Origin of the sequence: Burkholderia sp. Bp8992, assembly GCF_003853705.1 — a bacterium.
Taxonomy (GTDB): domain Bacteria; phylum Pseudomonadota; class Gammaproteobacteria; order Burkholderiales; family Burkholderiaceae; genus Burkholderia.
Genome location: NZ_QTQI01000030.1, coordinates 18074 through 44835 on the forward strand (window position 1 = coordinate 18074; position 26762 = coordinate 44835).

The 26762-nt window shown below is 67.7% G+C and carries 28 protein-coding genes, 1 tRNA gene, 1 other RNA gene and 1 riboswitch; of the genes, 15 read left to right on the top strand and 15 right to left on the bottom strand.

Annotated features, from left to right (window positions below; all coding sequences use genetic code 11):
• Positions 1-19: 19 nt before the first annotated feature.
• Together DIE03_RS31870 and DIE03_RS31875 are read right to left on the bottom strand one after the other, a co-directional pair.
• The gene (locus DIE03_RS31870; RefSeq protein WP_124456164.1) at positions 20-829 is read right to left on the bottom strand and encodes an ABC transporter ATP-binding protein; all 810 of its coding nucleotides are present in this window, start codon (positions 827-829) and stop codon (positions 20-22) included.
• Positions 826-1824: an iron ABC transporter permease gene (locus DIE03_RS31875; protein ID WP_260434987.1), complete on the bottom strand. Its 999-nt coding sequence runs from the start codon at positions 1822-1824 to the stop codon at positions 826-828. The genes DIE03_RS31870 and DIE03_RS31875 overlap by 4 nt, the downstream gene beginning before the upstream one ends.
• Before the next feature lie 158 nt (positions 1825-1982).
• Positions 1983-2235: riboswitch (cobalamin riboswitch) on the bottom strand.
• Between the two features lie 154 nt (positions 2236-2389).
• Here DIE03_RS31875 and DIE03_RS31880 point away from each other — a divergent pair.
• The 5 genes from DIE03_RS31880 (at position 2390) to DIE03_RS31900 (ending at position 4770) form a co-directional block, all read left to right on the top strand.
• Positions 2390-2740: an ATPase gene (locus DIE03_RS31880; RefSeq protein ID WP_124456166.1), complete on the top strand. Its 351-nt coding sequence runs from the start codon at positions 2390-2392 to the stop codon at positions 2738-2740.
• Positions 2737-3051: a cell division protein ZapA gene (locus DIE03_RS31885; protein ID WP_006478091.1), complete on the top strand. Its 315-nt coding sequence runs from the start codon at positions 2737-2739 to the stop codon at positions 3049-3051. The genes DIE03_RS31880 and DIE03_RS31885 overlap by 4 nt, the downstream gene beginning before the upstream one ends.
• A gap of 81 nt (positions 3052-3132) precedes the next feature.
• Positions 3133-3314: non-coding RNA, 6S RNA (gene ssrS, locus DIE03_RS31890), on the top strand.
• Positions 3315-3385: 71 nt separating this feature from the next.
• Positions 3386-3847, top strand: a complete 462-nt coding sequence (locus DIE03_RS31895; RefSeq protein ID WP_124456167.1) for an EVE domain-containing protein — start codon at positions 3386-3388, stop codon at positions 3845-3847.
• A gap of 182 nt (positions 3848-4029) precedes the next feature.
• Positions 4030-4770, top strand: a complete 741-nt coding sequence (locus tag DIE03_RS31900) for an SIMPL domain-containing protein (RefSeq protein WP_034186272.1) — start codon at positions 4030-4032, stop codon at positions 4768-4770.
• 114 nt (positions 4771-4884) lie between these two features.
• On the opposite strand, the gene lgt is transcribed toward DIE03_RS31900, so the two are convergent.
• Both lgt and DIE03_RS31910 read right to left on the bottom strand, forming a co-directional pair.
• The gene (lgt, locus tag DIE03_RS31905) at positions 4885-5775 is read right to left on the bottom strand and encodes a prolipoprotein diacylglyceryl transferase (protein WP_124456168.1); all 891 of its coding nucleotides are present in this window, start codon (positions 5773-5775) and stop codon (positions 4885-4887) included.
• 88 nt (positions 5776-5863) lie between these two features.
• Positions 5864-6778, bottom strand: coding sequence for a LysR substrate-binding domain-containing protein (locus DIE03_RS31910; protein WP_124456169.1), 915 nt, complete (start codon positions 6776-6778; stop codon positions 5864-5866).
• Positions 6779-6912: 134 nt separating this feature from the next.
• On the opposite strand from DIE03_RS31910, the gene ilvD reads away from it, so the two are divergent.
• Both ilvD and DIE03_RS31920 read left to right on the top strand, forming a co-directional pair.
• On the top strand, positions 6913-8586 hold the full coding sequence (ilvD, locus tag DIE03_RS31915; protein WP_124456170.1) for a dihydroxy-acid dehydratase: 1674 nt from the start codon (positions 6913-6915) through the stop codon (positions 8584-8586).
• Between the two features lie 128 nt (positions 8587-8714).
• Positions 8715-9041: a c-type cytochrome gene (locus tag DIE03_RS31920; RefSeq protein ID WP_124456171.1), complete on the top strand. Its 327-nt coding sequence runs from the start codon at positions 8715-8717 to the stop codon at positions 9039-9041.
• A 152-nt stretch (positions 9042-9193) separates the two neighbouring features.
• Here the strand turns inward: DIE03_RS31920 and DIE03_RS31925 are convergent, their stop codons facing one another.
• The 3 genes from DIE03_RS31925 to DIE03_RS31935 are packed head-to-tail and all read right to left on the bottom strand — an operon-like array spanning position 9194 to position 11925.
• Positions 9194-9937 carry a DUF2486 family protein gene (locus tag DIE03_RS31925; protein ID WP_124456172.1) on the bottom strand — a complete coding sequence of 248 codons (744 nt, stop codon included), beginning with the start codon at positions 9935-9937 and terminating at the stop codon, positions 9194-9196.
• A 25-nt stretch (positions 9938-9962) separates the two neighbouring features.
• Positions 9963-10379, bottom strand: coding sequence for a DNA polymerase III subunit chi (locus tag DIE03_RS31930; RefSeq protein WP_021160787.1), 417 nt, complete (start codon positions 10377-10379; stop codon positions 9963-9965).
• 34 nt (positions 10380-10413) lie between these two features.
• Entirely contained in the window at positions 10414-11925 is a 1512-nt protein-coding gene (locus DIE03_RS31935; RefSeq protein ID WP_059233439.1) for a leucyl aminopeptidase, read from the bottom strand.
• A gap of 122 nt (positions 11926-12047) precedes the next feature.
• On the opposite strand from DIE03_RS31935, the gene lptF reads away from it, so the two are divergent.
• The 3 genes from lptF to DIE03_RS31950 are packed head-to-tail and all read left to right on the top strand — an operon-like array spanning position 12048 to position 14702.
• Complete coding sequence (gene lptF / locus DIE03_RS31940; protein WP_124456173.1) at positions 12048-13139, top strand: LPS export ABC transporter permease LptF; 1092 nt, start codon at positions 12048-12050, stop codon at positions 13137-13139.
• 3 nt (positions 13140-13142) lie between these two features.
• Positions 13143-14291, top strand: coding sequence for an LPS export ABC transporter permease LptG (gene lptG / locus DIE03_RS31945; protein WP_124456174.1), 1149 nt, complete (start codon positions 13143-13145; stop codon positions 14289-14291).
• Positions 14292-14318: 27 nt separating this feature from the next.
• The gene (locus tag DIE03_RS31950; protein WP_124456175.1) at positions 14319-14702 is read left to right on the top strand and encodes a sirohydrochlorin chelatase; all 384 of its coding nucleotides are present in this window, start codon (positions 14319-14321) and stop codon (positions 14700-14702) included.
• An 81-nt stretch (positions 14703-14783) separates the two neighbouring features.
• On the opposite strand, the gene cobA is transcribed toward DIE03_RS31950, so the two are convergent.
• The 6 genes from cobA to DIE03_RS31980 form a co-directional block, all read right to left on the bottom strand.
• Positions 14784-15530: a uroporphyrinogen-III C-methyltransferase gene (cobA, locus tag DIE03_RS31955; RefSeq protein WP_124456176.1), complete on the bottom strand. Its 747-nt coding sequence runs from the start codon at positions 15528-15530 to the stop codon at positions 14784-14786.
• An 85-nt stretch (positions 15531-15615) separates the two neighbouring features.
• Positions 15616-16932, bottom strand: coding sequence for a sulfate adenylyltransferase subunit 1 (locus tag DIE03_RS31960; RefSeq protein ID WP_124456177.1), 1317 nt, complete (start codon positions 16930-16932; stop codon positions 15616-15618).
• Between the two features lie 22 nt (positions 16933-16954).
• Positions 16955-17917: a sulfate adenylyltransferase subunit CysD gene (cysD, locus tag DIE03_RS31965; protein WP_124456178.1), complete on the bottom strand. Its 963-nt coding sequence runs from the start codon at positions 17915-17917 to the stop codon at positions 16955-16957.
• Positions 17918-17993: 76 nt separating this feature from the next.
• On the bottom strand, positions 17994-18737 hold the full coding sequence (locus tag DIE03_RS31970) for a phosphoadenylyl-sulfate reductase (RefSeq protein WP_124456179.1): 744 nt from the start codon (positions 18735-18737) through the stop codon (positions 17994-17996).
• A complete protein-coding gene (locus DIE03_RS31975) occupies positions 18734-19270 on the bottom strand; it encodes a DUF934 domain-containing protein (RefSeq protein WP_124456180.1) in 537 nt (178 codons plus the stop codon). The genes DIE03_RS31970 and DIE03_RS31975 overlap by 4 nt, the downstream gene beginning before the upstream one ends.
• Positions 19271-19295: 25 nt before the next feature.
• Positions 19296-20975 (bottom strand): nitrite/sulfite reductase, encoded by a 1680-nt coding sequence (locus DIE03_RS31980; RefSeq protein WP_124456181.1) that lies wholly within the window; start codon positions 20973-20975, stop codon positions 19296-19298.
• Positions 20976-21189: 214 nt separating this feature from the next.
• On the opposite strand from DIE03_RS31980, the gene DIE03_RS31985 reads away from it, so the two are divergent.
• From DIE03_RS31985 to DIE03_RS38460, 4 genes are all read left to right on the top strand, one after another.
• Positions 21190-22131 carry a CysB family HTH-type transcriptional regulator gene (locus DIE03_RS31985; RefSeq protein ID WP_034186287.1) on the top strand — a complete coding sequence of 314 codons (942 nt, stop codon included), beginning with the start codon at positions 21190-21192 and terminating at the stop codon, positions 22129-22131.
• Between the two features lie 64 nt (positions 22132-22195).
• Complete coding sequence (locus DIE03_RS31990) at positions 22196-23353, top strand: ABC transporter substrate-binding protein (protein WP_124456182.1); 1158 nt, start codon at positions 22196-22198, stop codon at positions 23351-23353.
• 92 nt (positions 23354-23445) lie between these two features.
• A tRNA-Leu gene (locus DIE03_RS31995) sits at positions 23446-23530 on the top strand.
• Between the two features lie 153 nt (positions 23531-23683).
• Positions 23684-23851 (top strand): hypothetical protein, encoded by a 168-nt coding sequence (locus DIE03_RS38460; protein WP_185658263.1) that lies wholly within the window; start codon positions 23684-23686, stop codon positions 23849-23851.
• 21 nt (positions 23852-23872) lie between these two features.
• Here DIE03_RS38460 and DIE03_RS32000 read toward each other — a convergent pair whose 3' ends face one another.
• Complete coding sequence (locus tag DIE03_RS32000) at positions 23873-24763, bottom strand: alpha/beta fold hydrolase (protein ID WP_124456183.1); 891 nt, start codon at positions 24761-24763, stop codon at positions 23873-23875.
• 106 nt (positions 24764-24869) lie between these two features.
• On the opposite strand from DIE03_RS32000, the gene DIE03_RS32005 reads away from it, so the two are divergent.
• Positions 24870-25766 (top strand): LysR family transcriptional regulator, encoded by an 897-nt coding sequence (locus DIE03_RS32005; RefSeq protein WP_124456184.1) that lies wholly within the window; start codon positions 24870-24872, stop codon positions 25764-25766.
• Positions 25767-25789: 23 nt separating this feature from the next.
• On the opposite strand, the gene DIE03_RS32010 is transcribed toward DIE03_RS32005, so the two are convergent.
• The gene (locus DIE03_RS32010) at positions 25790-26725 is read right to left on the bottom strand and encodes a LysR family transcriptional regulator (protein ID WP_124456185.1); all 936 of its coding nucleotides are present in this window, start codon (positions 26723-26725) and stop codon (positions 25790-25792) included.
• Positions 26726-26762: the final 37 nt, after the last annotated feature.

A 26762-nucleotide genomic window follows, 5' to 3' on the forward strand; every position in this document is an offset into this window, starting at 1 on the left:
GGAATCGGAACAGGATAGGTCATTGTCGCGCAGGCCACGCCGGCAGCAGCGCATCGCGGCCGTTCTCGCGGATCAGCACGAGCGGATAGCCGAATGCGTCGCTCGCGCGCTCGGGCGTCAGCACGTCGTGCACGGCGCCGGCCCATGCGCGGCCGCGACCGTCGAGCAGCAGTGCATGCGTGGCGAAACGACGCGCGAGATTCAGGTCGTGACACGAGAACAGCACCGTGCGCGGGCCCGTGCCGAGCCATGCAGTCAGCGCGGTCAGGCAGTCGATCTGGTGATGCAGGTCGAGATGCGCGAGCGGTTCGTCGAGCAGCATCAGCGGCGCATCCTGGCACAGCGTCGCGGCCAGCGCGACCCGCTGCCGCTCGCCGCCCGACAGCGACAGCACGTCGCGCGACGCGAGTGCGGTCAGGTCGAACGTCGCGAGTGCATCGTGCGCGGCCGCGCGATCGCCGTCGCGCTCCCAGCCCCAGCCGCCGAGATACGGAAAGCGGTTGAGCAGCACCGTGTCGAACACCGTCGCGCTGAACGCGTCGTGCAGTTGCTGCGGCATCAGCGCGCGGCGCTGCGCGAGTTGCTCGGGGCGCCATGCGGCAAGCGGCCGGCCGTCGATCTCGACCTGTCCGCCGGCGGGCGGCTGCAGCCCCGCGAGCGTCGCGAGCAGCGTCGTCTTGCCCGCGCCGTTCGGCCCCGCGACACACCAGATCTCGCCGGGGCGGAAGGCCTGCGTGAACGCGGCGAGCAACGTGCGCGCGCCGGCCTTCAGCGTCAGGTCGACGGCCGCATAGCTCAGGTCGACGGCGTGCAGTGCGGCATCCGTCATCGCATCGGCCTCCTCAACAACATCCACAGGAACACCGGCACGCCGATCAACGCGGTCATCACGCCGACCGGCAACTGCGCGGGCGCGATCGCGGTGCGCGCGAGCAGGTCGGCCGCCATCACGCCGCCGCCGCCCGCGAGCATCGCGGCCGGCAGCAACATCCGCTGGTCGTTGCCGAACGCGAGCCGCAGCGCATGCGGCACGACGAGGCCGACGAAGCCGATCGTGCCGGCCGTCGTCACCGCGGCCGCGGCGGCCAGCGACGCGACGAGATAGATCCGCACGCGCACGCGCGCGACGGGCACGCCGAGCGCGTGCGCGGTCGCGTCGCCGCGCAGCAGCACGTTCAGTTGCGGCGCAGCCGGCAGCGCGACGCAGGCGGCCAGCAACAGCGCACCCCATGCGAACCACGGCGCCGTCACGCCGTTCAGGTCGCCCGTGAGCCAGAAGATGATGCCGCGCAGCCGCGCATCGGGTGCGAGCGACAGCAACAGCGTGACGAGCGCGCCCCACCCTGCCGCGATCACGACGCCCGTGAGCAGCAGGCGCGGCGACGCGTCGCGCGCATCGCCGCGCCACAGCTCGCGGCGCGCGAGGCCAAGCACGAGCGCGACCGAGACGAGCGAGCCGGCAAATGCCGACACGTCGACGAGCCACCACGCGCCACCGGCGATCATCGCGACGAGCGCGAAACCGGCCGCGCCGCCGGACACGCCGAGCACGTAGGGTTCCGCGAGCGGATTGCGCAGCAGCACCTGCAGCAGTGCGCCGGCCAGCGCGAGCAGCGCGCCGCACGCGAAGCCTGCCAGCGCACGCGGCAGACGCAGCGTGCGGACGATATCGGCGAACAGCGCGTCGCCGCCATGCGGCACGAGCGATGCAAGCGCCTGCCACGGTGACATCGGCACGCTGCCGATCGACAGCGACGCGACGAACAGCAGCGCGACCACGGCGGCCAGCGCGGCCCAGATCGCGGCAGCGCGCGCGGCGCTCATGCCGTGCACGGCCGCGCGCATGACGCGCGGCGCGTCCGCTCGAGGTTGCCGGCCGGGCGTGACTGGGACGCCGAGCGGACGATTGGGGTCAGCATCGAAGAACATTCCGTGAAGCATTGCGCGCCCCGCCTCCCCGCAGGCCGCGCGTCATGAAGCCCGTGCGGGCTTCCCGTCTCGGCCGGTATCCGGGCTGGCGGCGGTCCGGCTCGCCTTCCCGCGCGTGTCACGCGCAGTGGCCCGCGCCCGCATGCGACACCTGCATGCAAGACGCGCCCGAGCCGGCCTGCGTCAAGGGACGCGGCCGCTTACCGTTGCGGGGGCAGCGCAGGTTGGCACGCTCCCTGAGCGCGCGCCCTGCTTCCCGTTTAACCGCGCGTGCCACGCGCGAGCACCGAGGCGGCGCCAGTTTAGGAGCGGGTTGCGCGAGCGTCAAGGAAGCATCCGGACACGTGCGGGAAGCACCGATTCACGGCGAGAAGCGGGGGTGTTACGACTGGAAACGTTACAGATGTCGGATTGCGCGTTATTCCGCGCTAAAATGCTGGGTCTTTAGAGGACGCAGCAAATGCTCAACGAACTCGAAACCTTATCTCAAAATATTGGCCGTCTGATTTCGCTGAACAAGCGCTATCACGCGGAACGGCTCGCGCTCGAAGAGCAGGTCGCGCAATTGCGCACGGAAGCGGACACGGTCCGCGCGGAACTCGCGGAACTGCGCGACGAACGCAATGCGCTCGCGGCCGAGCGTGACACGCTGTCGGCAAAGATCGACGACGCCCAGGTGAAACTGAACGCGATTCTCGAAAAGCTGCCACGCACGAAAAGCGCGGAGCAAGCCGACAACCAGCTCGACCTGCTGGATGCGCAGGCGCGTCCGGATGGCGATGACGCGGCCAGCCACGGAGAACATGCATGAGCACCAAGCAGATCGAAGTCTCGATTCTCGGTCAGCCCTATCGGCTCGCCTGTTCGGCCGAGACCGAAGCGGCGCTGCTCGAGGCAGTCGCGCGCGTCGACGCCGAAATGTCGAAAATCCGCTCGAACAGCTCGGTACGCGGCACCGATCGCATTGCGGTGATGGCGGCGCTGTCGCTCGCATCGGAATTGCTGCGGCTGCAAACGAGCGTGCGGCACGGTGAAGCATTTCCGGCGGAGGAAATCCGTCGTACAATGCACCAGATGAACGAACAGCTCGGCGCGGTGCTCGCACAGCACGAGACGCAGTAACGTTTTAATCGATGCGTCGATTCCCCTTGATCTCGGCGGTCAACGGTGGTCAAATTGGCGCATCGAATCACAGTTCAGTCAGCTTCCCTGCCTGGTTCGCCAAGGTCATATATTCCTTGAACCAATGCCATGTGCACGGTTGCGGAAATTTGTAGCACGGGCGCGCGCGTCACTCTGTCTGATGTACCCGAAGTGCTGCTAACTGCGACCAATTCTGAACCCCAGGTTCAGGATGCCGGCCTAGCGGCCAAGGCGGGGGCCTATCCAACGGCATCGGGCACGTCCCGGTGCCGTTTTCTTTTGTAGCAGCCTCTTTCTGCGTCGATCACGATCCATGCAATACTGGCTGATGAAGTCCGAACCGGACGAAGCAAGCATCGACGATCTCGCCAACGCCCCGCAGCGCTCGCTGCCTTGGACCGGCGTGCGCAACTATCAGGCGCGCAATTTCATGCGCGACACGATGAAGATCGGCGACGGCGTGCTGTTCTATCACTCGAGCTGCCCCGAGCCGGGCATCGCAGGCCTCGCGGAAGTGTCGTCGACACCCTACCCCGATCCCACGCAGTTCGATCCTGCAAGCCCCTATTACGACCCGAAATCGACGCAGGAAGCACCGCGCTGGTTGCTCGTCGACGTGCGCTACGTTAAAAAGTCGCCGCTCGTGCCGCTCGCCGCACTGCGCGAACACGACGAACTCGCCGACATGCGCGTGCTGGCCCGCGGCAACCGGCTGTCGATCACACCGGTTACGCGCGCCGAATGGCGCTTCCTCACCGAGAAGCTGATGAAGTAGGCGCACGCCAAAGGTCAAATCTGGTCAGCACACACGTGGCGACGCGGAACTCGCGGGTCTTTTGCGCAGCCTAAGCAACCGCTGTCGACCGATCAGGCCGGCCGCCGTTTATTTCGTCGCGCGGTACGCCCGCGTCGTGCACGCGTGATCCGCGTGCGCGCCCTCGCACAAGGAGTCCAACAATGACCAAGAAATCCGCACTCGCGCTGTCGCTCGCCCTCGCCGCCGCCGTTCCCGTCGCGCTGACGCTCGCGTCGCCCGCCGCGCACGCGCAAACCGCGAACCCGCATTTCCCCGAGCCGGCCGGCGTGCTGTCGCTGTCGTCGCAGGCCAGCGCCGACGTGCCGCAGGACATCATCCACATCACGCTGTTCTACGAGCAGCAGGCCAAGGACCCGGGCAGCCTCACGGCGCAGCTGAACCAGCGCGCCGACGCGGCGCTGTCGCAGGCGAAGGGCGTGTCGGGCGTCACCGCGCATACGGGTGCGTTCTCCGTGTATCCGAGCACCGATCGCGACGGCAAGATTTCCGCGTGGCGCGGGCGTACCGAGGTGGCGCTCGAATCGCGCGATTTCGCCGCGGCGTCGAAGCTCGCGGGCCAGTTGTCGAACCTGATGCAGGTCGCGAACGTCGAGTTCTCGCTGTCGCCCGAAGCGCAGCGCACGGCCGAGCAGAAGCTCACGACCGAGGCGATCAAGTCGTTCCGCGCACGCGCCGACGAAGCCGCGAAGGCGTTCGGCTACAGCAGCTACACGATCCGCGACGTGAACGTCGGCAGCGGCCGCAACGTACAGCCGTACCCGCGCATGATGGCGATGGCCGCGGCGCCGATGGACAGCGCGAAGATGAGCGCACCGATCGCGGTCGAAGGCGGCAAGGCGACCGTGTCGGTCACCGTCAACGGCTCGGTGCAGATGAAGTAACGCGCCACGCGCAGCTTCTGTCTGAAACGAAAAACGCCGGCCCGAGGGCCGGCGTTTTTCATGGACGCGCGCGTTGTCGATGCGCGCATCGATTGCGCGCGCATCGATTTCGCGTCACGCGGCGGCGTTTGCCGTACGGCGGCGATATGCCCAGACCATCAGCGCGACACCTGCAAGGATCATCGGCAGCGACAGCCACTGCCCCATCGACAGGCCGAGCGCCAGCAGGCCGAGGAAGTCGTCGGGCTCGCGCGCGAACTCGACCGTGAAGCGTGCGAGGCCATAGCCGATCAGGAACAGCGCGGACACGGCGCCCATCGGCCGCGACTTGCGCGAGAAGAAGAACAGCGCGAAGAACAGCGCGATGCCTTCGAGCGCGATTTCATAGAGCTGCGAAGGATGGCGCGGCAGCATCTGGTATTGCATGAACACGTCGGCGAGATGCCACTTCTCGACAAGCTCGGGATGCTTCGGCAGCCACGCCGCATCGTCGCGCATCGCGCCCGGGAACAGCATCGCCCACGGTGCCGCCGGATCGGTCACGCGACCCCACAGTTCGCCGTTGATGAAGTTGCCGAGCCGCCCGGCCGCGAGCCCCGTCGGCACCATCGGCGCGACGAAATCGGTGACCTGCAGCCAGTGGCGCTTGCGCTGCCACGCGAACAGCATCATCGCGAGCGTGACGCCGAGGAAGCCGCCATGAAACGACATGCCTCCTTCCCACACCTTGAACACGTCGAGCGGATGCGAGAAATAGAAATCGGCCTTGTAGAACAGCACGTAGCCGAGCCGGCCGCCCAGCACCGTGCCGAGCACGCCGTAGAACATCATGTCGTCGATGTCCTTCGCGGTCCAGCCCTGCGCCGCGACGTGCGGCAGCTTCAGGCGGATCCGGCCGACGACGATCGCCGCGATGAAGCCGACGAGATACATGAGGCCGTACCAGCGCACGGCCAGCGGCCCGAGATGGATCGCAACGGGGTCGAAATTCGGGTGAATGATCATGGATTAGCGAAGAAGTTTTCGAATGCGGTACGGCTGTCGCACTGCGCAGCACCGCGCATTGGACGGCACCGGTGCACCATCGTTCACGTCACGCGGCCAGGCCCTGCGCGCGCACGACGTCGATGAAGCCGGCCAGCACGGGGCTCACGTCGCCCGTGCGCCACACGAGGCCGGTCTCGACGACCGGCGCGGGACCGGCGAGCGGCCGGTAGACCACGCCGGTGCGCCGCAGGTTACGCAGCGATTGCGGCACCAGTGCGACGCCCATGCCGGCCGACACGAGGCTGACGATCGTCTGCATCTGGATCGCCTCCTGGCCGATGCGCGGGGTCTCCCCCGCCGCGCCGTAGCAGCCCGTAATGATGTCATAAAAGCCGGGCGCCAAACGGCGCGGAAAGATCACGAGCGGCAACGCGGCCACTTCGGCGAGATGCACGGGTGCGTCTTCGGGCGCATCGGACGCCGCAGCGGGCATCGCGACCACCAGCGGCTCGCGCACCACGGGCAGGTACGACAACCCGGCCGCATGGCGCGGCGGCACCGGCGGAATGACGAGCCCCGCGTCGATGCGGCCGGCGACGAGCTCGTCGATCTGCACGTCGCTCGTCGCCTCCGCGAGCTGCAGGCGCACTTGCGGGTAGCGTGCGCCGAACGCGCGCAGCAGCGACGGCAGCAGCCCGTAGTCGGCGGTCGATACGAACGCGAGCGACAGCGAGCCGGCCTCGCCGCGCGCGAGCCGCCGCGCGAGCGGCGGCAGCGCATCGGCCGACGCCAGCAGCCGGCGCACGTCGGGCAACAGCGCTGCACCGACCGCCGTCAGCGCCACCGAGCGCTTGGTGCGGACGAACAGTGCGACGCCGAGCGTGTCCTCGAGCGCGCGGATCGCCTGCGACAGCGGCGGCTGCGTCATCGACAGGCGTTCGGCCGCGCGGCCGAAATGGCGCTCGTCGGCGACGGCCATGAAATAGCGCCACTGGCGCAGGTCGGGTGTCGGATCGGCCATGCTCGTCTCATTCGAAAAACGACTTAATAAGCGACAAATAATATATTGGACATCCCAATCCGGACACTCCATTCTTGATTGATCCGAACCGGCGCGCCCTCACGAGCGACGCCCACACAACGATGGAGTCCCCCATGTCGTACAACCGTCGCTCGAAGCACATCACGCAAGGCGTGGCCCGTTCGCCGAACCGCTCGATGTATTACGCACTCGGCTACCAGAAGGACGATTTCGACAAGCCGATGGTCGGCATCGCGAACGGCCATTCGACGATCACGCCCTGCAATTCCGGCCTGCAGCGCCTGTCGGACGCAGCCGTCGACGCCGTGAAGGCGTCCGGCGCGAACCCGCAGATCTTCGGCACGCCGACGATTTCGGACGGCATGTCGATGGGCACCGAGGGGATGAAGTACTCGCTCGTGTCGCGCGAGGTGATCGCCGACTGCATCGAGACCTGCGTGCAGGGCCAATGGATGGACGGCGTGGTGGTGGTCGGGGGCTGCGACAAGAACATGCCGGGCGGGATGATCGCGCTCGCGCGCCTGAACGTGCCGGGCATCTACGTGTACGGCGGCACGATCCGCCCCGGCCACTGGAAAGGCAAGGACCTGACGATCGTGTCGTCGTTCGAGGCCGTCGGCGAATTCACCGCGGGCCGGATGTCGCAGGAGGATTTCGAGGGGGTCGAGAAGAACGCATGCCCGACATCGGGCTCGTGCGGCGGCATGTACACCGCGAACACGATGAGCTCGTCGTTCGAGGCGCTCGGGATGTCGCTGCTCTATTCGTCGACGATGGCGAACCCCGACCAGGAGAAGGTCGATTCGGCCGCCGAATCGGCGCGCGTGCTCGTCGAGGCCGTGAAGCGCGACCTGAAGCCGCGCGACATCATCACCAAGGAAGCGATCGAGAACGCCGTGTCGGTGATCATGGCGACGGGCGGCTCGACCAATGCGGTGCTGCACTATCTCGCGATCGCGCACGCGGCCGAGGTCGACTGGACGATCGACGACTTCGAGCGCATTCGCAAGCGCGTGCCCGTGATCTGCGACCTGAAGCCGTCCGGGAAGTATGTCGCGACCGACCTGCACCAGGCCGGCGGGATTCCGCAGGTGCTGAAGATCCTGCTCGATGCGGGGCTGCTGCACGGCGACTGCATGACGATCACGGGCCGCACGATCGCCGACGAGCTGAAGGACGTGCCGAGCGTGCCGCGCGCCGACCAGGACGTGATCTACCCGATCGACCGCGCGCTGTACAAGGAAGGCCACCTGGCGATCCTGAAGGGCAATCTCGCGGAAGACGGCGCGGTCGCGAAGATCACCGGCCTGAAGAACCCGGTGATCACGGGCCCGGCCCGCGTGTTCGACGACGAACAGAGCGCGATGGATGCGATCCTCGGCGACCGGATCCGCGCGGGCGACATCCTCGTGCTGCGCTATCTCGGCCCGCAGGGCGGCCCCGGCATGCCGGAAATGCTCGCGCCGACGTCCGCGATCATCGGCAAGGGGCTCGGCGAGTCGGTCGGCTTCATCACGGACGGCCGTTTCTCGGGCGGCACCTGGGGCATGGTGGTCGGCCACGTCGCGCCCGAGGCGTTCGTCGGCGGCACGATCGCGCTCGTGCAGGAAGGCGACTCGATCACGATCGACGCGCACCGGCTGCTGCTGCAACTGAATGTCGACAATGCGGAACTCGCGCGCCGCCGCGCCGCGTGGCAACAGCCGGCACCGCGCTACACGCGCGGCGTGCTCGCGAAATTCGCGGCGCTCGCCCGGCCGGCGAACAAGGGGGCCGTCACAGGCTGACGGCAGCCCGCCGCAACATGCGTCCCCAATAAACATGGCCGCCGGGGGGAACGCGCAAAACGCGCTTTCCCTTTGCTTTTATAATGCGCGGACCATGAAGCCGGCTGTCCCCGCCGGTGGAGAACCGCATGAAACAGACGATATTGCGCGCGCTGCTCGTGACGCTGCTGACCGGCAGCGCGGCGGCTGCGCGTGCCGACCAGGCCGACGGGCTCGCGCTGGCGCAGCGCAGGAACTGCATGGCCTGCCACGCGGTGAGCAAGCCGTTGATGGGCCCGTCGTTCCACGACGTCGCCGGCAAGTACTCGGCGCGCGGCGACGCCGTCGACTACCTGGCCCAATCGATCGTGAAAGGCAGCGTCGGCGTATGGGGCAACGTGCCGATGCCCGCCAATACGCAGCTGTCGAACACCGAAGCCCATACGCTCGCGCAATGGGTGCTGTCGGTGCGCTGAACCGGATGCCCCGGACGACGATCGCCGTTGTACCAGGCGTTGCCGGCAGGCGGGCCTGCACCGACCGACCGGCACCCTGACGGCCGCCTCGCCTGTCCCTACTGGAACCGCACCCTCTTTTCCGCCACGGATCGCCCGTGCGGCCCGCACATTCAGCCGGAACGGCCGGCGCGGCGGCGCGCGATCTCTTCATCGACTGCGTCGCGGACCCAGTCCATTACCTCGGTTTCCAGTGCAAGCGCCACCTCGCGCGTGACCTGGCCCACGAGCCAGGCCGAATGCTCATGCAGCGCGTCACGGCAGCGTGCCTCGATCGCATCGCGGCCCGCGCCGGTCAGATAGTTCGTCAACCGGTTGCGCAGGCGCTCGGCGATATGCTGCGCATCCTCCGGCGTCAGCGCTGCGGCGCCCGCATCCGGCAGCGGCGCGCCGGCCGGTACGACGGCCTCCGGCAGCGCCGTCTCAGGCACCTGCCCGGCCGCCGCTCCTTGCGCCATCGCGGCAAACGCGTGCTGCTGCACGCCATCGTCGGCCAGCGACGACCGCAACGGCGCATTCATCACCGCCGCATCTTCGGCGACCACGTGCTCCGCGGCGCCGGTTTCGGCCGGCGCATCGGTCTCGCCCATCGCGGCCGCCTCGGCTGCCGCCACGTCGCCTGGCAACTCGATCGCCGGCACATGCAGCGTCGGCACCGGCTCGATAACGACGTCGGTTTCGGGGTAGGCCCCGGTTTTCAGGGAATCGCCCGGCGCGACCACGTCGGTGAGCACCGGAATCGCCGCATGGCCGTGCGGCTGCGGCGCGGCGGGCGCGGACGCGCGCGCCGGCACCGGCTTGCCCGGCACCAGCACGTCGGTCAGCGTCGGGATCGAGGATGAATCGGCTTCTGTCACGGCAACACTCCGTCGACGGTTGCGGCTAGCTGCCCTGCTTGTAGTTGTTCAGCGCGTATCCGCGGTCGCGGTAGAACCGGTAGCGGTCGCGGCCCGCGGCCAGCTCGTCCGGCGCGTTGCCGACCACTTCGAGCAGGCGCTCGAAGCGGGCGAACTGCGCGGGCACGGCGGCGCCGAGGTTCAGCAGCACGTGGTGATGCGGCGCACGATCGAGATCGGCGGCCAGCACGATCGGCGTGCCGGCTGCGTGCTCGCTGTCGACGCCGCAATGCGGGATGAAATCGAGCGGCGAGAACGTCCAGAGCCGCTCGTCGAGCGCGCGCAGGCGCGCGGGCTCGGCGAGCACGACGACCGGCTGCCCGGCCTGGTAGGCCTTGCGCAGCAACCGGCACGCGTACGCGAGCGAATCGCCGACGTTCGAGTGGAAATCGATCCGCGTCATTGCCCGCGTACCCGCATCGTCGTCAGCACCGCCATCACTGGCCGGCGCGGTCGATCAGGAACTGCGCGAGCAACGGCACCGGACGGCCCGTCGCGCCCTTCGCCGCACCACCCTTCCATGCGGTACCGGCGATGTCGAGGTGGGCCCACGGATAGCTCTCGGTGAAGCGCGACAGGAAGCACGCGGCCGTCACGGCGCCGGCCGGACGCCCGCCGATGTTCGCGAGATCCGCGAAGTTCGACTTCAGCTGGTCCTGGTACTCGTCGTCGAGCGGCATGCGCCATGCCGGGTCGTTCGCTTCGCGCGATGCGTCGAGCAGCTCGCCCGCGAGCGCGTCGTTGGTCGAGAACAGGCCGCTGTTGTGGCCGCCCAGCGCGATCACGCACGCACCCGTCAGCGTCGCGACGTCGATCACCGCCGCCGGCTTGAAGCGCTCGGCATAGGTGAGCGCGTCGCACAGGATCAGGCGGCCTTCGGCGTCGGTGTTCAGCACTTCGATCGTCAGGCCCTTCATGCTGGTGACGATGTCGCCCGGCTTCGTCGCGTTGCCGCCCGGCATGTTCTCGCAGGTCGGCACGATCGCGACGACGTTGATCTTCAGGCCCATCTCGGCGACCGCACGCATCGTGCCGAGCACGGAGCCCGCGCCGCACATGTCGTACTTCATCTCGTCCATGCCTTCGCCCGGCTTCAGCGAGATGCCGCCCGTGTCGAACGTGATGCCCTTGCCGACCAGCACGACCGGCGCGGCCTTCGCGGCGGCGCCCTGGTAGTGCAGCACGATGAACTGCGGCGGCTCGACCGACGCACGCGCGACCGACAGGAACGAGCCCATCTTCAGCGCCTGGATCTGCTTGAGCCCGAGGACTTCGGCCTTCAGGCCCCAATCCTTCGCGATCTTCTTCGCGGTGTTGCCGAGGTAGGTCGGCGTGCAGACGTTGCCGGGCAGGTTGCCGAGATCGCGGGTCAGATCCATCCCGTTCGCGAGCGCGACAGCCTGCTTGACGGCGACCTTTGCAGCCTTCTCGTCGGCCGGGTCGACGCTGAACACGACACGCTTGAGCGTGTGCGACGCCGGTTCCGGCTTGCTCTTCATCTGCGTGAAGCGGTAGGTCTCGTTGCGCAGCGCGAGAATCGCGGCACGCACGCCCCAGTCGGAGCTGCGCTCGTCGACCGGCAGCTGCGCGAGCGAGAACGTGACCTGGACGACCTTGGTCGCGAGCAGTGCGCGCCACGCGGCCGTCACCGCGTCGTTATAGGCTTTCTGATTGAAAGCATCCTGCTTGCCGAGGCCGACGAGCAGCACGCGCGACGCGCCGATGCCCGACACTTCGTGCAGGAACAGCGTCTTGCCGCGCTTGCCGTCCATGTCGCCGGCCTTCACCACGCGCGAAATGAGCCCCTTGGTGGCCGTGTCGATGTCGAGCGCCGCGCCCGAAAGCGTCTGCGCCTCGAAGATGCCGAGCACGATGCAGTCGGACTTCCCGGTCAGGAACCCCTTGGCCTCGCCTTTGCTCCAATCACAGCCTTTTATGCTAAAGTCCATCGCGCTTGTCCTCGGATAAAATCTGGGCTAAGGATGAAAGCCGCAATTATCCGCTATTTTTCCCGTGGCGGCGCGAGCGCTCCACCACGCGTGCGCAGCCTCCCGCCCTCTTCTCATCAAGAATGATCTTCGAACGCTCCCTCCAGCGCGAGCTTGCGTATACGGCTGGCGCCGTGTTCATGGTGCTGCTCACGATCATGCTCACGACGATGATGATCCGCATCGTCGGCTATGCCGCGTCCGGTGAAATCGATCCGCGGGACGTGCTCGTGCTGATCGGCCTGACCGTGATCGGCTACCTCGCCGTGATGCTCGTCGTCACGCTGTTCGTGTCGATCCTGTTCGTGCTGACCCGGTGGTACCGGGACTCCGAAATGGTCGTCTGGCTCGCGTCGGGCGTAAGCCTCACGCGCCTCATCAAGCCGATCGGCGTGTTCGCCACGCCGATCGTCCTGCTGATCGCGTTCTTCGCGTTCGTCGGCTGGCCGTGGTCGAACCAGCAGAGCAAGATGATCAAGGCACGTTTCCAGCAGCGCGACGAGATCTCGCTGCTCGCGCCGGGCCAGTTCCGCGAGTCGGCCACGAACCACCGCGTGTTCTTCATCGAGAAGATGACGCCCGACCAGAGCAAGGTGCAGAACGTGTTCGTCACGTCGACCGAGAACGGCAAGGTCAACGTGGTCGTGTCGCAGACGGGTCACACGGAAACGCACGACGGCAGCCGCTTCGTCGTCCTGGAGGACGGCCGCCGCTACGACGGCACGCCCGGCCAGCCGAACTTCAAGATCATGGAGTTCGAGCGCTACGGCGTGAAGATCACGAGCACCCCGGTCACCAACGTACCGACCACCAACAGCACGCCGACGCTCGACCTGCTGCGCAACCCGACGCGCGACAACCTCGCGGAATTCGCGTGGCGCGCGGGGCTGCCGCTGATCGCGATCAACCTGATGGTGCTCGGCATTCCGCTGTCGTACCAGAACCCGCGCCGCAGTCGCACGATCAACCTCGTAATGGCCGTGCTGATCTACCTCACGTACTCGAACCTGCTGAACGTCGTGCAGGCGCAGATCGAGCAGGGCAAGATGTCGTTCGGCGTCGGCCTGGTCGGCCTGCATGCGCTCGTCGCGGCGATCGTCGCCGTGATCTTCTGGTTGCGCGTGCGCAATCGTCCGTTGTTGACACGCGCGCTGTTCGGCCGCTCGGGAGCATGATCGATGCGGCTCTATGAAAAGTACTTCGCACGGCAGATCTACATCACGTTCGTCTTCATCCTGTTCGCGTTCTCGGGCCTGTTCTTCTTCTTCGACCTGATCAGCGAACTGAATTCGGTCGGGCACGGGAACTACAAGTTCGGCTACGCGGTGCTGCGCGTCGCGCTGCAGACGCCGTCGCGCTTCTACGAGATCATCCCGGTCGCCGCGCTGATCAGCGCGATCTACGTGTTCGCGCAGATGGCCGCGAACTCGGAATTCACGATCTTCCGCGTGTCGGGCCTCGCGACCAACCAGGCACTGCGCTCGCTGCTGAAGATCGGCGTGCCGCTCGTGATCATCACCTACCTGATCGGCGAATTCGTCGGCCCGTACGCCGACCAGCTGTCCGAACGCGTGCGGCTGCAGGCGCTCGGCGCGTCGGTGTCGTCGAACTTCCAGTCGGGCGTGTGGGTGAAGGACACGCTCGCGGCACGCGAAAACGGCGAGCAGGTCACGCGCTTCGTCAACGTCGGCAGCCTGTCGCCCGACTCGACGATCAGCAACGTGCGCATCTACGAATTCGACTCGAAGTTCCAGCTGCAGAACGTGCGGATCGCGCAGACGGGCCGCTACGAGCCGCCCGGCCACTGGCTGCTGAAGGGCGTCTCCGAGACGGAACTCACGCCGATCAAGCCGATCAGCGGCCAGCCGGCCGACGCGCTGAACCCCGTGTACCGGTCGCAGCAGGTGTCGCTGCCCGAATACCGGCTGCGTTCGGACCTGACGCCGCAGATCCTGTCGGTGCTGCTCGTGTCGCCGGAGCGCATGTCGATCATCAACCTGTTCCGCTACATCCAGCACTTGCGCGAGAACCAGCAGGACACGCAGCGCTACGACATCGCGCTGTGGCGCAAGCTGCTGTATCCGTTCGCGGTGTTCGTGATGCTCGTGCTGTCGCTGCCGTTCGCGTACCTGCATACGCGTGCGGGCGTGGTCGGCGTGAAGGTGTTCGGCGGTATCATGCTCGGCATGAGCTTCCAGCTGCTCAATACGCTGTTCTCGCACATCGGCACGCTGAACACGTGGCCCGCACCGCTCACCGCGGCGACCCCGGGCCTGATCTATCTCGCGCTCGGCCTGTTCGCGCTCAAGTGGGTCGACCGGCACTGAGTGCCGCGTGACGACGGAGGCTTCGACATGAGTTCGCACGGCATCGTCCTGTTCGGCCACGGCGCCCGCGATCCGCGCTGGGCCGAGCCGTTCGAGCGGCTCGCCGCGCGGCTGCGCGGCGCCGGCTCCCCTGCCCCGCACGTGTCGCTCGCGTTTCTCGAACTGATGACGCCGTCGCTCGCCGACGCCGTCGCCGCGCAAGTCGCCGCCGGCTGCACGCGCATCACCGTCGTGCCCGTGTTCTTCGGTCAGGGCGGCCATGTCCGCCGCGACCTGCCGCAGCTCGTCGATGCGTGCCGCGCCGCCCATCCCGTCGTCGAGATCCGTTGCGCGACGGCCGTCGGTGAAGACGACGGCGTGCTCGACGCGATCGCCCGCTACTGCATCGACCAGCTCGACAGCAACGCGTAAGCCGCGTAGTCCCCGCACATAAAGAAAAAGCGCCGGCATCCGCCAGCGCTTTTTTCGTTTCGGACTGCAGTCGAGCCGCCCTCAGGCGGCATTGCGCATCGGATCACCTTTCACCTGCCGGGCGCGCTCGGCAAACGCATCGCCGATCATCAGCAGGCTCGGTTCCGCGGGATCGAGCCACGCCTGCGCGTCGCCTGCCGCCATCTGCTCGAGCGTCAGCGTCAGCGAGCGCTCGCGCGCGGTGCTGCACGCCTCGACGATCGCGACGGGCGTCGCCGGCGCACGGCCGGCGTCGATCAGCTCCTGCGCGATGCCGGGCGCGCTGTCGCGGCCCATGTAGTAGACGATCGAATCGGCACGCGCGGCTTCGCGGATTTCGTCGCTGCCCGGCGCGCGGCTGTGCGTCGCGAACGCGACGCTGCGCGACACGCCGCGCAACGTCAGCGAACGCTTGAGCGTCGCCGCGCCGGCCAGCGCCGCGGTGATGCCCGGCACGACCTCGTAGTCGATGCCGGCCGCCTCGAGCGCGCGCATTTCCTCTTCCGCGCGGCCGAACAGCATCGGATCGCCGCCCTTCAGCCGCACGACGCACGCGTGCTCGCGCGCCGCGTCGACAATCTGCTTGTTGATGAAGTGCTGCGCGGTCGAGCGTTGCCCGCAGCGCTTGCCGACCGCGATCCGGTGCGCGTTCGGCGCGTAGTCGAGCATCGCGGGCTCGACGAGCGCGTCGTGCAGCACGACGTCGGCCTGCGCGAGCAGGCGCGCGCCGCGCACCGTGATGAGGTCCGCCGCGCCTGGTCCCGCTCCGATCAGATACACCTTGCCCATGTTTGTCGCTTCGCTTCGTCCGTGCGGACGTTTGCTGCGGCCCGCGCCGCCGTACGGCGACGCGGTGTGCCGCGCAGATTGACGATTACGCCGAGAACGCCCGGATCATGCCGGCGGCGACCGTGTGGTGCGTCGCTTCGTCGATCAGGACGAACGCGCCCGTGCCCGGATGCGCATCGTAGGTATCGCAGACGATCGGCTTCTGCAGCGTCAGCGCGACGCGGCCGATGTCGTTCATCTTCAGGTCGTGGCGGTCGGTGGCGTGCGACAACGTATGCACGTCGAGCACCTGCTTGACCGCGCCGACCTTCGCGAACACCGTGCTCGTGGTCTGCTTCAGCAGGTACTTGCGCTGCGGCGACAGCGGCGTCTCGTCGAACCAGCACAGGTCGGCCTCGAGCTTCTTGGCCGGCTCGACCGGCTCGGCGGTCGTGACGAACATGTCGCCGCGCGACACGTCGACATCCTCGCCGAGGCGGATCGTCACCGTCTGGCCCGCGAACGCGTGCGCGACCGACGCGGTGCCGCCCGGCACCGGCGCGACGATCTCGGCGACCGTCGCCGGGCGGTTCGACGGCAGCACGACGATTTCGTCGCCGACCTTCACTTCGCCCGATTCGATCCGGCCCATGTAGCCGCGGAAATCGTCGGCCGAACTGCCGTCCTGGCGCGCGACCCACTGCACCGGGAAGCGCAGCGCGTCATGCGCCTGCGTCTCGACCGGCAGCGACTCGAGCAGGTCGAGGAGCGGCTCGCCTGCGTACCACGGCATGCGCTCGCTCGCGCCGACGATGTTGTCGCCTTTCAGCGCCGACACCGGCACGAAGCGCACGCCGGTCAGGCCGAGCTGCTTCGCGAGCGTGACGTACGCGTCGCGAATCTCGTTGAAGCGTGCTTCGCTGTGATCGACGAGGTCCATCTTGTTGATCGCGACGATCACGTGCTGCAGCCCGAGCAGCTTGACGATCGCGCTGTGCCGCTTGGTCTGCGGCAGCAGTTCCGCGACGCCGTTCTCGATCGTGACGCGCGTCGCGTCGATCAGGATGATCGCCGCGTGCGCGGTCGACGCGCCGGTCACCATGTTGCGCGTGTACTGCTCGTGGCCCGGCGTATCGGCAATGATGAACTTGCGCTTCGCGGTCGCGAAATAGCGGTACGCGACGTCGATCGTGATGCCCTGCTCGCGCTCGGCTTCCAGCCCGTCGGTCAGCAGCGCGAGGTCGAGCTCGTCGCCGACCGTGCGCTTGTTCTTCGCACGCGACAGCGCGGACAGCTGGTCGGACAGCACGGCCTTGCTGTCGTACAGCAGGCGGCCGATCAGCGTGCTCTTGCCGTCGTCGACGCTGCCTGCGGTGATGAAACGCAACACGCCGAGGTCTTCGGTGTTCTCGATGATGCTCATGATGTGAATGTCCTCGTGTGCTTCAGAAATAACCTTGCTTCTTGCGCTGTTCCATCGCGGCTTCGGAGGCCTGGTCGTCCATCCGGGTCGCGCCGCGCTCGGTGATCTCGGTCACCGCCGTCTCGGCGATGATCTTCTCGACGTCGTCCGCGTCGCTCTCGACCGGGCACGTGCAGCTGATGTCGCCGACCGTGCGGAAACGCACCTGCGCGAGCTCGCTCGACTCGCCGTCACGCATCGGCGTGAGCGGCGTGACGGGCACGAGCAGCCCGTTGCGGCGCACGATCTCGCGCTGGTGCGCGTAGTAGATCGACGGCAGTTCGAGGTTTTCGCGTGCGATGTACTGCCACACGTCGAGTTCGGTCCAGTTCGAGATCGGGAACACGCGCAGGTGCTCGCCCTTGTGCAGGCGGGCGTTGTACAGGCTCCACAGTTCCGGGCGCTGCGCCTTCGGATCCCACTGGCCGAATTCGTCGCGGAACGAGAAGATGCGTTCCTTCGCCCGCGCCTTCTCTTCGTCGCGGCGCGCGCCGCCGATCAGCGCGGTGTAGCCGTGCGCTTCGATCGTCTCGAGCAGCGTGACGGCCTGTGCGGCGTTGCGCGAATCGGTTTCGCGGCGCAGCACGACCGTGCCGCGCTTGATCGAATCCTCGACGTGACCGACGACCAGCTCGGCGCCCAGTTCCTGCGCGCGGCGGTCGCGGAAGTCGATCACTTCCTCGTAGTTGTGGCCCGTGTCGATGTGCACGAGCGGGAACGGCAGCGTCGTCTTGCGGTTCGCGCCGAGGCCGAACGCTTTCAGGGCCAGATGCAGCACGACGACCGAATCCTTGCCGCCCGAGAACAGCAGCGCCGGCTTGCTGCACTCGGCAACCAGCTCGCGCAGGATGTGGATCGACTCGGCTTCGAGCCAGTCGAGGTGGCCCATGCGGCTGTCCGCACCGGTGGCCGGGGCAAAGGCGGATTGCTCGAGCGTCGTGCTCATGATTTCAGTCCTTCTCTTCTGGGTTCGTGCCGCCTGCTGTCGCAGGCGGCGCAATATTCAGTTTCTTGTCGGGCTTTCAGTGCGCGGCGCCGGTTTCGGCTTCCGCAGGAATCGGCGTGATCGTGATGTGCAGGCCGCATTCCTTCGTATCGCGCGATTCCCACCACCAGCGGCCCGCGCGGCTGTCCTCGCCGGGACGGATCGCCCGCGTGCACGGCTCGCAGCCGATGCTCGGGTAGCCGCGAGCATGCAGCGGGTTGACCGGCACGTCAAACGCATCAAGGTACGCCCACACGTCGGCTTCCGTCCAGTCGGCCAGCGGGTTGTACTTCGCGATCCCGCGCGCTTCGTCCTGTTCTTCCTCGTGCAGCTCGGCCCGCGTGACCGACTGCTCGCGGCGCTGGCCGGTGACCCACGCGCCGACGTCGGCCAGCGCGCGGTTCAGCGGCTCGACCTTGCGGATGTGGCAGCACGACTTGCGCAGCTCGACGCTCTCGTAGAACGCGTTCAGGCCGTGCTCGGCCACATACTGGTCGACCGCGTCCTGCTGCGGGTGGAATTGCTCGATCTCGTAGCCGTAGCGCTCGCGCACGCGGTCGATCATGCCCAGCGTTTCCGCGTGCAGGCGGCCCGTATTCAGCGAGAAGATGCCGATCGACACGCCCTTCGACAGGATCGCGTGCGTGAGCAGCATGTCTTCCGCCGCGAGGCTGCTCGCGAACTTCACCTTGTCGTGACGGGCGCCGATCTGGGCGAGCAGCGCGTCGAGGCGCTCGACCTTCGCGGCGAGTTCCGGCGTCAGCGCGGTGGCGGCACTCATGCGCTCACCTTCGCGTCGGCCGCGCGGCGGCGGAACAGCGGCACCGGTTCGTCGAACGCGCCCTGGTAACGCTGCGTGAACTCCGTGAACGCGTTCAGCGCGTCGTGGATGTCCTTGTCGGCGCGCACCGCGAATGCGTCGAAGCCGCAACGCGACATGTACAGCAGCTGGTCGCGCAGCACGTCGCCGATCGCGCGCAGCTCGCCCGTCCAGCCGTGGCGCTCGCGCAGCAGGCGCGCAATGCTGTAGCCGCGGCCGTCCGCGAAGCGCGGGAAATCGACGGCGATCAGCGCAATCGCGCCGAAGTCGGCCACGAGGTCGGCCGGCTCGCTGTCCGGCGCGAGCCACACGCCGAGTTCGTCCTTCGTCTTCGCGGCGACGAGCGCCGCGCGCTCGGCCTGCCACAACGCGAACGGCACCAGCACCTTGCCGGCCGGCAATGCGTCGACCGCGGGCAGCGCACCGTCTTCCGCCGCGCGCACGACCTGCCATGCGTCGTCGATCACTGCGCGGTTCTTGATAATCGAAGCCATCTGCAAATTCCTTGTACCCGGTTGGTTACGCGTTCACTGCCTGGCGCGCCGCATACACGCGCTCCTTGAACGGCGCGATGCCGATGCGGTCGTACGTGTCGACGAAGCGCTCGCCGTCGATGCGTGCCTCGACGAACGTGTCGATCAGCTTCGCGATCACGTCCGGCACTTCGTCCGCCGAGAACGACGGCCCGATCACGCGGCCGAGGCGCGCGCCGTTGCGGCCCGTGCCCTGCTCGCCGCCGAGCGACACCTGGTACCACTCGGCGCCGTCCTTGTCGACGCCGAGGATGCCGATGTTGCCGACGTGGTGGTGACCGCACGAGTTCATGCAACCGGAAATGTTCAGCGACAGGTCGCCGAGGTCGTACACATAGTCCAGATCGTCGAAACGCTGCTGGATCGCCAGCGCGATCGGGATCGACTTCGCGTTCGCGAGCGAGCAGAAGTCGCCGCCCGGGCACGCGATGATGTCGGTCAGGAGGCCGATGTTCGGCGTCGCGAAACCGGCCGCCTTCGCCTTTTCCCACAGCTCGAACAGGTCGCGCTTCTTCACGTTCGCGAGAATCAGGTTCTGCTCGTGCGACACGCGCAGCTCGCCGAACGAGTACGCGTCGGCCCAGTCGGCCACCAGGTCCATCTGCGCGTCGGTCGCGTCGCCCGGCGCCACGCGGTGATCCTTCAGCGACAGCGTGACGGCTGCATAGCCGGCCACCTTGTGCGGCGCGACGTTACGCTCGACCCAGCGCGCGAACGCCTTGTTCTCGAGCAGATGCTGTTCGAACGATGCGTCGGTATCGGCCAGCTTCTCGTAGACCGGCGGCGTGAAGTACTGCGACACGCGGTCGAGCTCGGCCTGCGTGAGCGTCGACGGGCCGTCCTTCAGGTGCTGCCACTCTTCCTCGACCTGCTGCGCGAACTTCGCCGGCGACAGCGCCTTCACGAGGATCTTGATCCGCGCCTTGTACAGGTTGTCGCGGCGGCCGTAGCGGTTGTACACGCGCAGCACGGCTTCGCAGTAGGTGAGCAGGTGCTGCCACGGCAGGTCTTCCTTGATCACCGCGCCGACGATCGGCGTACGGCCGAGGCCGCCGCCCGCGAGGATGCTCGCGACCACCTCGCCCTGCGCGTTCTTCTTCAGGTACACGCCGAGGTCGTGGATCTGCACGGCCGCGCGGTCATGCTTCGAGCCCGACACCGCGATCTTGAACTTGCGCGGCAGCCACGCGAATTCGGGATGGAACGTCGACCACTGGCGCAGGATCTCGGACCACGGGCGCGGATCGATCTCTTCGTCCTGCGCGACGCCGGCGAACTGGTCGGCCGTGATGTTGCGGATGCAGTTGCCCGACGTCTGGATGCCGTGCATCTGCACCGACGCGAGCTTCGCGAGGATCTCGGGCGTGTCTTCCAGCTCGATCCAGTTGAACTGGATGTTCGAGCGGGTCGAGAAGTGGCCGTAGCCGCGGTCGTGTTCGCGGGCGATGCGCGCCAGCATCCGGAGCTGGTCGCTGCGCAGGTTGCCGTACGGAATCGCGATGCGGTGCATGTACGCGTGGCGCTGCATGTACAGGCCGTTCTGCAGGCGCAGCGGACGGAATTCTTCTTCGCTCAACTCGCCCGACAGCCGGCGGCGCACCTGATCGCGGTACTGCGCGACACGCTCGTCGACGATCGTCTGGTCGTATTGGTCGTACTGATACATTCGGGGACCCCAGGGTTTTCGTGGTGACCGCGCGACGTCCTAGCCACGTCGCGCCCGAATCTCCGTTCCGCCGTCACCGCCCCCATCCGCTGGCGGATGGATTGCTAATGACGAAAACAGATATCCATATTTGAAAAACTCCGGTGAATCGTAATAAACTCGCCTTATATTTCAAACGACTAAAAAATTCTGTTGATATGCGGAAGGGTTATAAATGAACCTGCACCAATTTCGCTTCGTGCGCGAGGCCGTCCGGCAGAATTTCAACCTCACCGAGGCCGCGAAGGCGCTCTACACGTCCCAACCGGGGGTATCGAAGGCGATCATCGAGCTCGAGGACGAGCTCGGCGTCGAGATCTTCACGCGGCACGGCAAGCGCGTGCGCTCGCTCACCGAGCCGGGCAGGATCATCCTCGCGTCGGTCGAGCGGATCCTGCAGGAGGTTGAAAGTCTTAAAAGGGTCGGAAAGGATTATGCCGCACAGGATCAGGGCAACCTGACCATCGCCGCAACCCACACGCAGGCCCGTTACTCGCTGCCGGCCGCGATCGCCGAATTCAAGAAGCGCTTCCCGAAGGTGCACCTGTCGATCCTGCAAGGCAGCCCGACGCAGGTGGCCGAGATGGTGATCCACGACCAGGCCGATCTCGCAATCGCGACCGAGGCGATCTCCGACTACAAGGAGCTCGTGTCGCTGCCCTGCTTCCAGTGGCACCACGCGGCCGTCGTGCCGGCCGACCATCCGCTGCTCGAACGCAAGCCGCCGACGCTCGACGATCTCGCGCAGTACCCGCTGATCACCTACGACGACGCGTTCGCGGGCCGCAAGAAGATCAATCACGCGTTCGCGCTGCGCGGGCTGTCGCCGGACATAGTGCTGGAGGCGATCGACGCCGACGTGATCAAGACCTACGTCGAACTCGGTCTCGGCGTCGGCATCATGGCCGACATCGCGTTCAACCCGGAGCGCGACCGCAACCTGCGGCTGATCCCGGTCGGCCACCTGTTCGGCAGCAACGTGACGCGCGTCGCGCTCAAGCAGGGCGCCTACCTGCGCAGCTATGTGTATACGCTCGTCGAGCTGCTGTCGCCGACGCTGAACCGCAAGCTGATCGAGCAGGCGCTCAAGGGCGAATCCGAATCGTACGAGCTTTGACCGGCCTGTATATATACAGGGGCGCCTGTCGCGCCCCTTTTTGCTGCCCGACGGAGATTCCCGCATGACGCTTCCCGCCCTGTTGCGCCGCGCCGCCGGCGCCGCCCTCGTGCTGGCCTGCGCGGCCGCGCATGCCGACCTGAAGGTCGGCGTCGACCTGTCGTCGACCGGCCCGGCCGCCGCGATCGGCATCACGAGCAAGAACGCGATCCTGATGTGGCCGAAGACGATCGCCGGGCAGCCCGTGCAGGTGACGGTGCTCGACGACGCGTCCGATCCCGGTACCGCGGTGCGCAACATCCGCAAGCTGGTCGACGAGGATCACGTCGACGTCGTGGTCGGGCCGAACATCACGCCGGCCGCGCTCGCGGCGCTCGACCCGGTGGCCGCCGCGCAGACGCCGATGATCACGCTGGTCGGCTCCGGCTCGATCGTCGAGCCGCAGGAAGGCGCGCGGACCTGGGCCTTCAAGATGGCGCAGAGCGACCGCGCGATGGCCGACGTGATGACGCGCTACATGGCGAACCACGGCGTGAAGACGGTCGGCTTCATCGGCTTCGCGGACAGCTACGGCGACAGCTGGCTGAACGAATTCACGCGCTTCGCCGACCTGCGCAAGATCCGCGTCATCGCGACCGAGCGCTTCAACCGCACCGACGCGAGCGTCACGGGCCAGGCGCTGAAGCTGATCGCGGCGAAGCCCGACGCGATCCTGATCGCGGGTGCCGGCACGCCGACCGTGCTGCCGCAGCGCACGCTGATCGAGCGCGGCTACAAGGGCCCGATCTACCAGACGCACGGCATCGCGACGCCGGAATTCATCAAGCTCGGCGGCAAGGACGTCGACGGCACGCTGTTCCCGACCCAGCCGGTGGTCGTCGCGCGCACGTTGCCGGCCGACCATCCGGCCCGCAAGGCCGCACTCGCGTTCGTCGACGCGTACGAAGCGAAGTACGGCGCCGGCACGGTCACGCAGTTCGCGGGCGACGCTGCGGGCGTCTACCCGCGCCTCGCCGACGCGGTCGGCCGCGCGCTGAAGGCCGCGCAGCCCGGCACGCCCGCGTTCCGCGCGGCGTTGCGGCACGAGCTCGAACGCGCGCACGAGCTCGTCGTGCCGAACGGCGTCGTCAACACGAGCGACAAGGATCATGTGGGGCTGGATCAGCGCGCAAGCGTGATGGGGATCGTGAAGCAGGGCCGGTTCGTCTACCTGAGCCAGTGACTTGCGGCTGAATGACCGGGCGGCTTGCCCGACATCCGGATTTCCGCCATAATCCGCCTTTCGCCGCGCACTGGCTGCGCGGTCTGGAACAAGCCCAGGTGGTGAAATTGGTAGACGCAGGGGACTCAAAATCCCCCGCCGCAAGGCGTGCCGGTTCGATTCCGGCCCTGGGCACCAGTCTTTCGCAGCGTCATGCGCTGCACCGTCGAAACCCGCGCAAGCTCGCCGCTTCGCGGGTTTTTTGTTTTGGCCGCACGCGATGCCGGCCGCAACGCGCGCCCTCCCGCGACAGTCCAAGCATCATCAGGGAACGCAGCACGGAGGCAAGCCATGTCCAGGCGCGTCGTTTCAATCCCGCTTCGCGTCGGTGCGCTCGCCGCGCTGCTGTCGATCCTGCTGGGCGGATGCGACCTGCTCCGCGAGCCGCCCGTACCCGACTGGCCGGGGCCGCATGCGCCCTACCCGTTCCCGGACGACATTCCACACCGCACCGAATGACCGGCCTGGACAGCCGTGCGTTCAGTCGCGCTCGCAGAACCGCAGGATCGCGTCCGCGACGGCCGCCGGCGCCTCGCGTTGCGGAAAGTGCCCGACCGAGTCGAGGAGCTGCCGCGCGTAGCGGCCGGCGAAGAACCGTTCGCGCCCGGCCGAGCTGTCCGGATGATTGCAGGTGTCCGAGCCGCCATGCAGCACGAGCGTCGGCACCGCCAGCACGGGCGCCGGGTTCAGCCGCGCATCGTCGTCGGCATAGGCCGGCGTGCCCGGCGCGAAGCCCCAGCGATGCCGGTACGAATGCAGCACGACGTCGATCCAGTCGGGTCCGTCGAACGCGGCGGCTGCCGCGTCGAAATCGCTGTCGCGATACCAGCCGGGCGGCGACCACGTGTCCCACATCAGGCGCGTGAACGCGCGGCGGTCGTCGCGCAGCGCCTGCTCACCGCGCGGCGTCGCCATGAACCAGTGATACCAGTAGTTGCGCGCCTGCTGCAGCGACAGCGGCTGGCCGGGATCGTTGGTACCGTACCCGACCGACAGCATCACGAGATGCGACGCGGCACCGTCGCGCAACCCGCACGCGTTCGCCGCCGCGCGGGCGCCCCAGTCGTGCCCGACCAGCACGGGCCGCTCGACGCCGAGCACGTCGATGAATTCGAGCAAGTCGCGGCCGAGCGCCGCGAGCTGGCCGCTGCGCGGCACGGTTGCATCGCGAAAACGCGTCGGCGCAAAGCCGCGCAGCGCGGGCGCCAGCACGCGGTAGCCGCGTGCGGCGAGCGACGCGGCCACCGGCTCCCAGCCGACCGCGCTGTCCGGCCAGCCGTGCAGCAGCACGGCCACGCGCTCGCCGCGCGGGTTCCATTCGAGATAGCCAATATCGAGCGACGCGGTCGTCGCATGCGCATAAGTCGTCATCGTGCACTCCGTCGAGTCAGCCTGAGCGCACGATGGTAGGCCGGCCTTTCATCACGATTCACGGAGTATCATGATCCATTCCTTGAATTTTGCGTTGAATCGACCGATGGAACCGCTGACCGACCCCGCATCGACCGCGCTCGACATCACGCTGCTGCGCACCTTTCTCGAAGTCGTCGACAACCGCGGGTTCGCGCCGGCCGCCGACCGTCTCGCGCTGACGCCGTCGGCCGTCAGCGGTCACATCAAGCGACTCGAACAGGCGGCCGGCACCGTGCTGCTCGCGCGCACGACGCGCCGTATCGCGCTCACGCCGGCCGGCGACACGCTGTACGCGTACGCGCGCAACATCGTCGACATGGAACGCGAAGTGCGCGCGCGGCTGCGCGGCGCGCCGGCGCATGGGCCGCTGCGGGTCGGCGCGTCGGAGGACTTCGCCGGCGCGTGGCTGCCGCACGTGCTGCGCACGTTCCGCGACCGCCATCCGCGGACGTCGATCGAGCTGAAGGTTGGGATCACCGCATCGCTGCTGCGCGAACAGATGCTCGGCCGGCTCGATGTCGTATTCGGCAAGCAGTGCCGGCAGGTCGACACGCCGGGTGAATTGCTGTGGGAAGAGCCGCTCGTGTGGGCCTTCGCGTCGGACCGCGCGCTCGACGCGGGCGGCGAAGTGCCGCTCGCGCTGTTTCCGCAGCCGTGCGTCTATCGGGAAGCGGCCGTCGCAGCGCTCGCCGCCGCGCTGCGGCCGTTCCGCGTGCTGTTCGAGAGCAGCAGCATGGCCGGCTGCGTGTCGGCCGCGCTCGCCGGCTTCGCGGTCACGGCGCTCGCGCGCAGCCAGCTGCGCGACGGCCTGCGCGAATGCGGGCCGCAGGACGGCCTGCCCGCGCTGCCGGCCGCGCGCTTCTACGCGTTCTCGGCGAAACCCGACGGCCCCGGCGCCGCGTTGATCGACGCGGTGCGCGACGCCGGGCGCGGCAGGCAGTTCGCGGCGCCGGACGATTGAAACGTGCGCGGCCGCCGCTCCGGTCAGTCGCCGTCCGCGCCCGGTCCGGCCGCCGTCCCCGTCAGCGCATCCGCCATCAACGCGCCGAACCACTCGATGAACGCATTGAGCCGGCGCGAGCGGTGCCGGCGGTGCGGATACACGGCCGACACGTCCATCGGCTCGGCGCGGTGGCCCGGCATCACGTCGACGAGCACGCCGCTTTCCAGCAGATGCTCGACGTCGAACCGCGGAATCTGGATCAGCCCCATGCCGGCAATGCAGCCGGCGATATAGGTTTCCGCGTTGTTGACGATCACGCGGCTCGGCAGCGTCAGCGTACGCCGCTGGCCGTCCGCGCAGTATTCCCACCCGAGTTCGCGCCCCGTCGTCGGCGACGCATAGCCGATCGCCCAGTGCCCGTGCGCGAGCGCATCCGGATGCTCGGGCACGCCGCATTCGCGCAGGTAGTCGGGGCTCGCGCAGTTGATCAGCGTGAATTGCCCGAGCGGCCGCACGACGAGGCTGCTGTCCGCGAGCCGCCCGACGCGGATCGCGCAGTCGACGCCTTCCTGCACGAGGTCGATCGAGCGGTCGGTCGAGCCGAGCGACAGTTGCAGCTTCGGGTAGCGACGAAACAGCGACGGCAGCGCGGGCGCGATGACGCGGCGGGCGATCCGGCTCGGCACGTCGACGTTCAGCCGTCCGACGACCTCGCGGTCGCGGCGGCGAAACAGGCGGTCGAGTTCGTCGGCTTCCGCAAGCAGGCGCCGGCCGCGGTCGAGCAGCAGCGCGCCGTCGGCAGTGAGCTGCACCTGGCGCGTCGTGCGATGCAGGAGGCGCGTGCCGAGCCCCGTCTCGAGCTGCTGGACGGCCGCCGACACGGTCGCGCGCGGCACGTCGAGCGCATGCGCGGCCTTGATGAAGCTGCCCATTTCGGCAACCTGCAGGAAGATTCTGACCTGATCCAGCTTGTCCATCGGCAGGGAACGTGGGTTCGGACGACCGTCGCCGCCC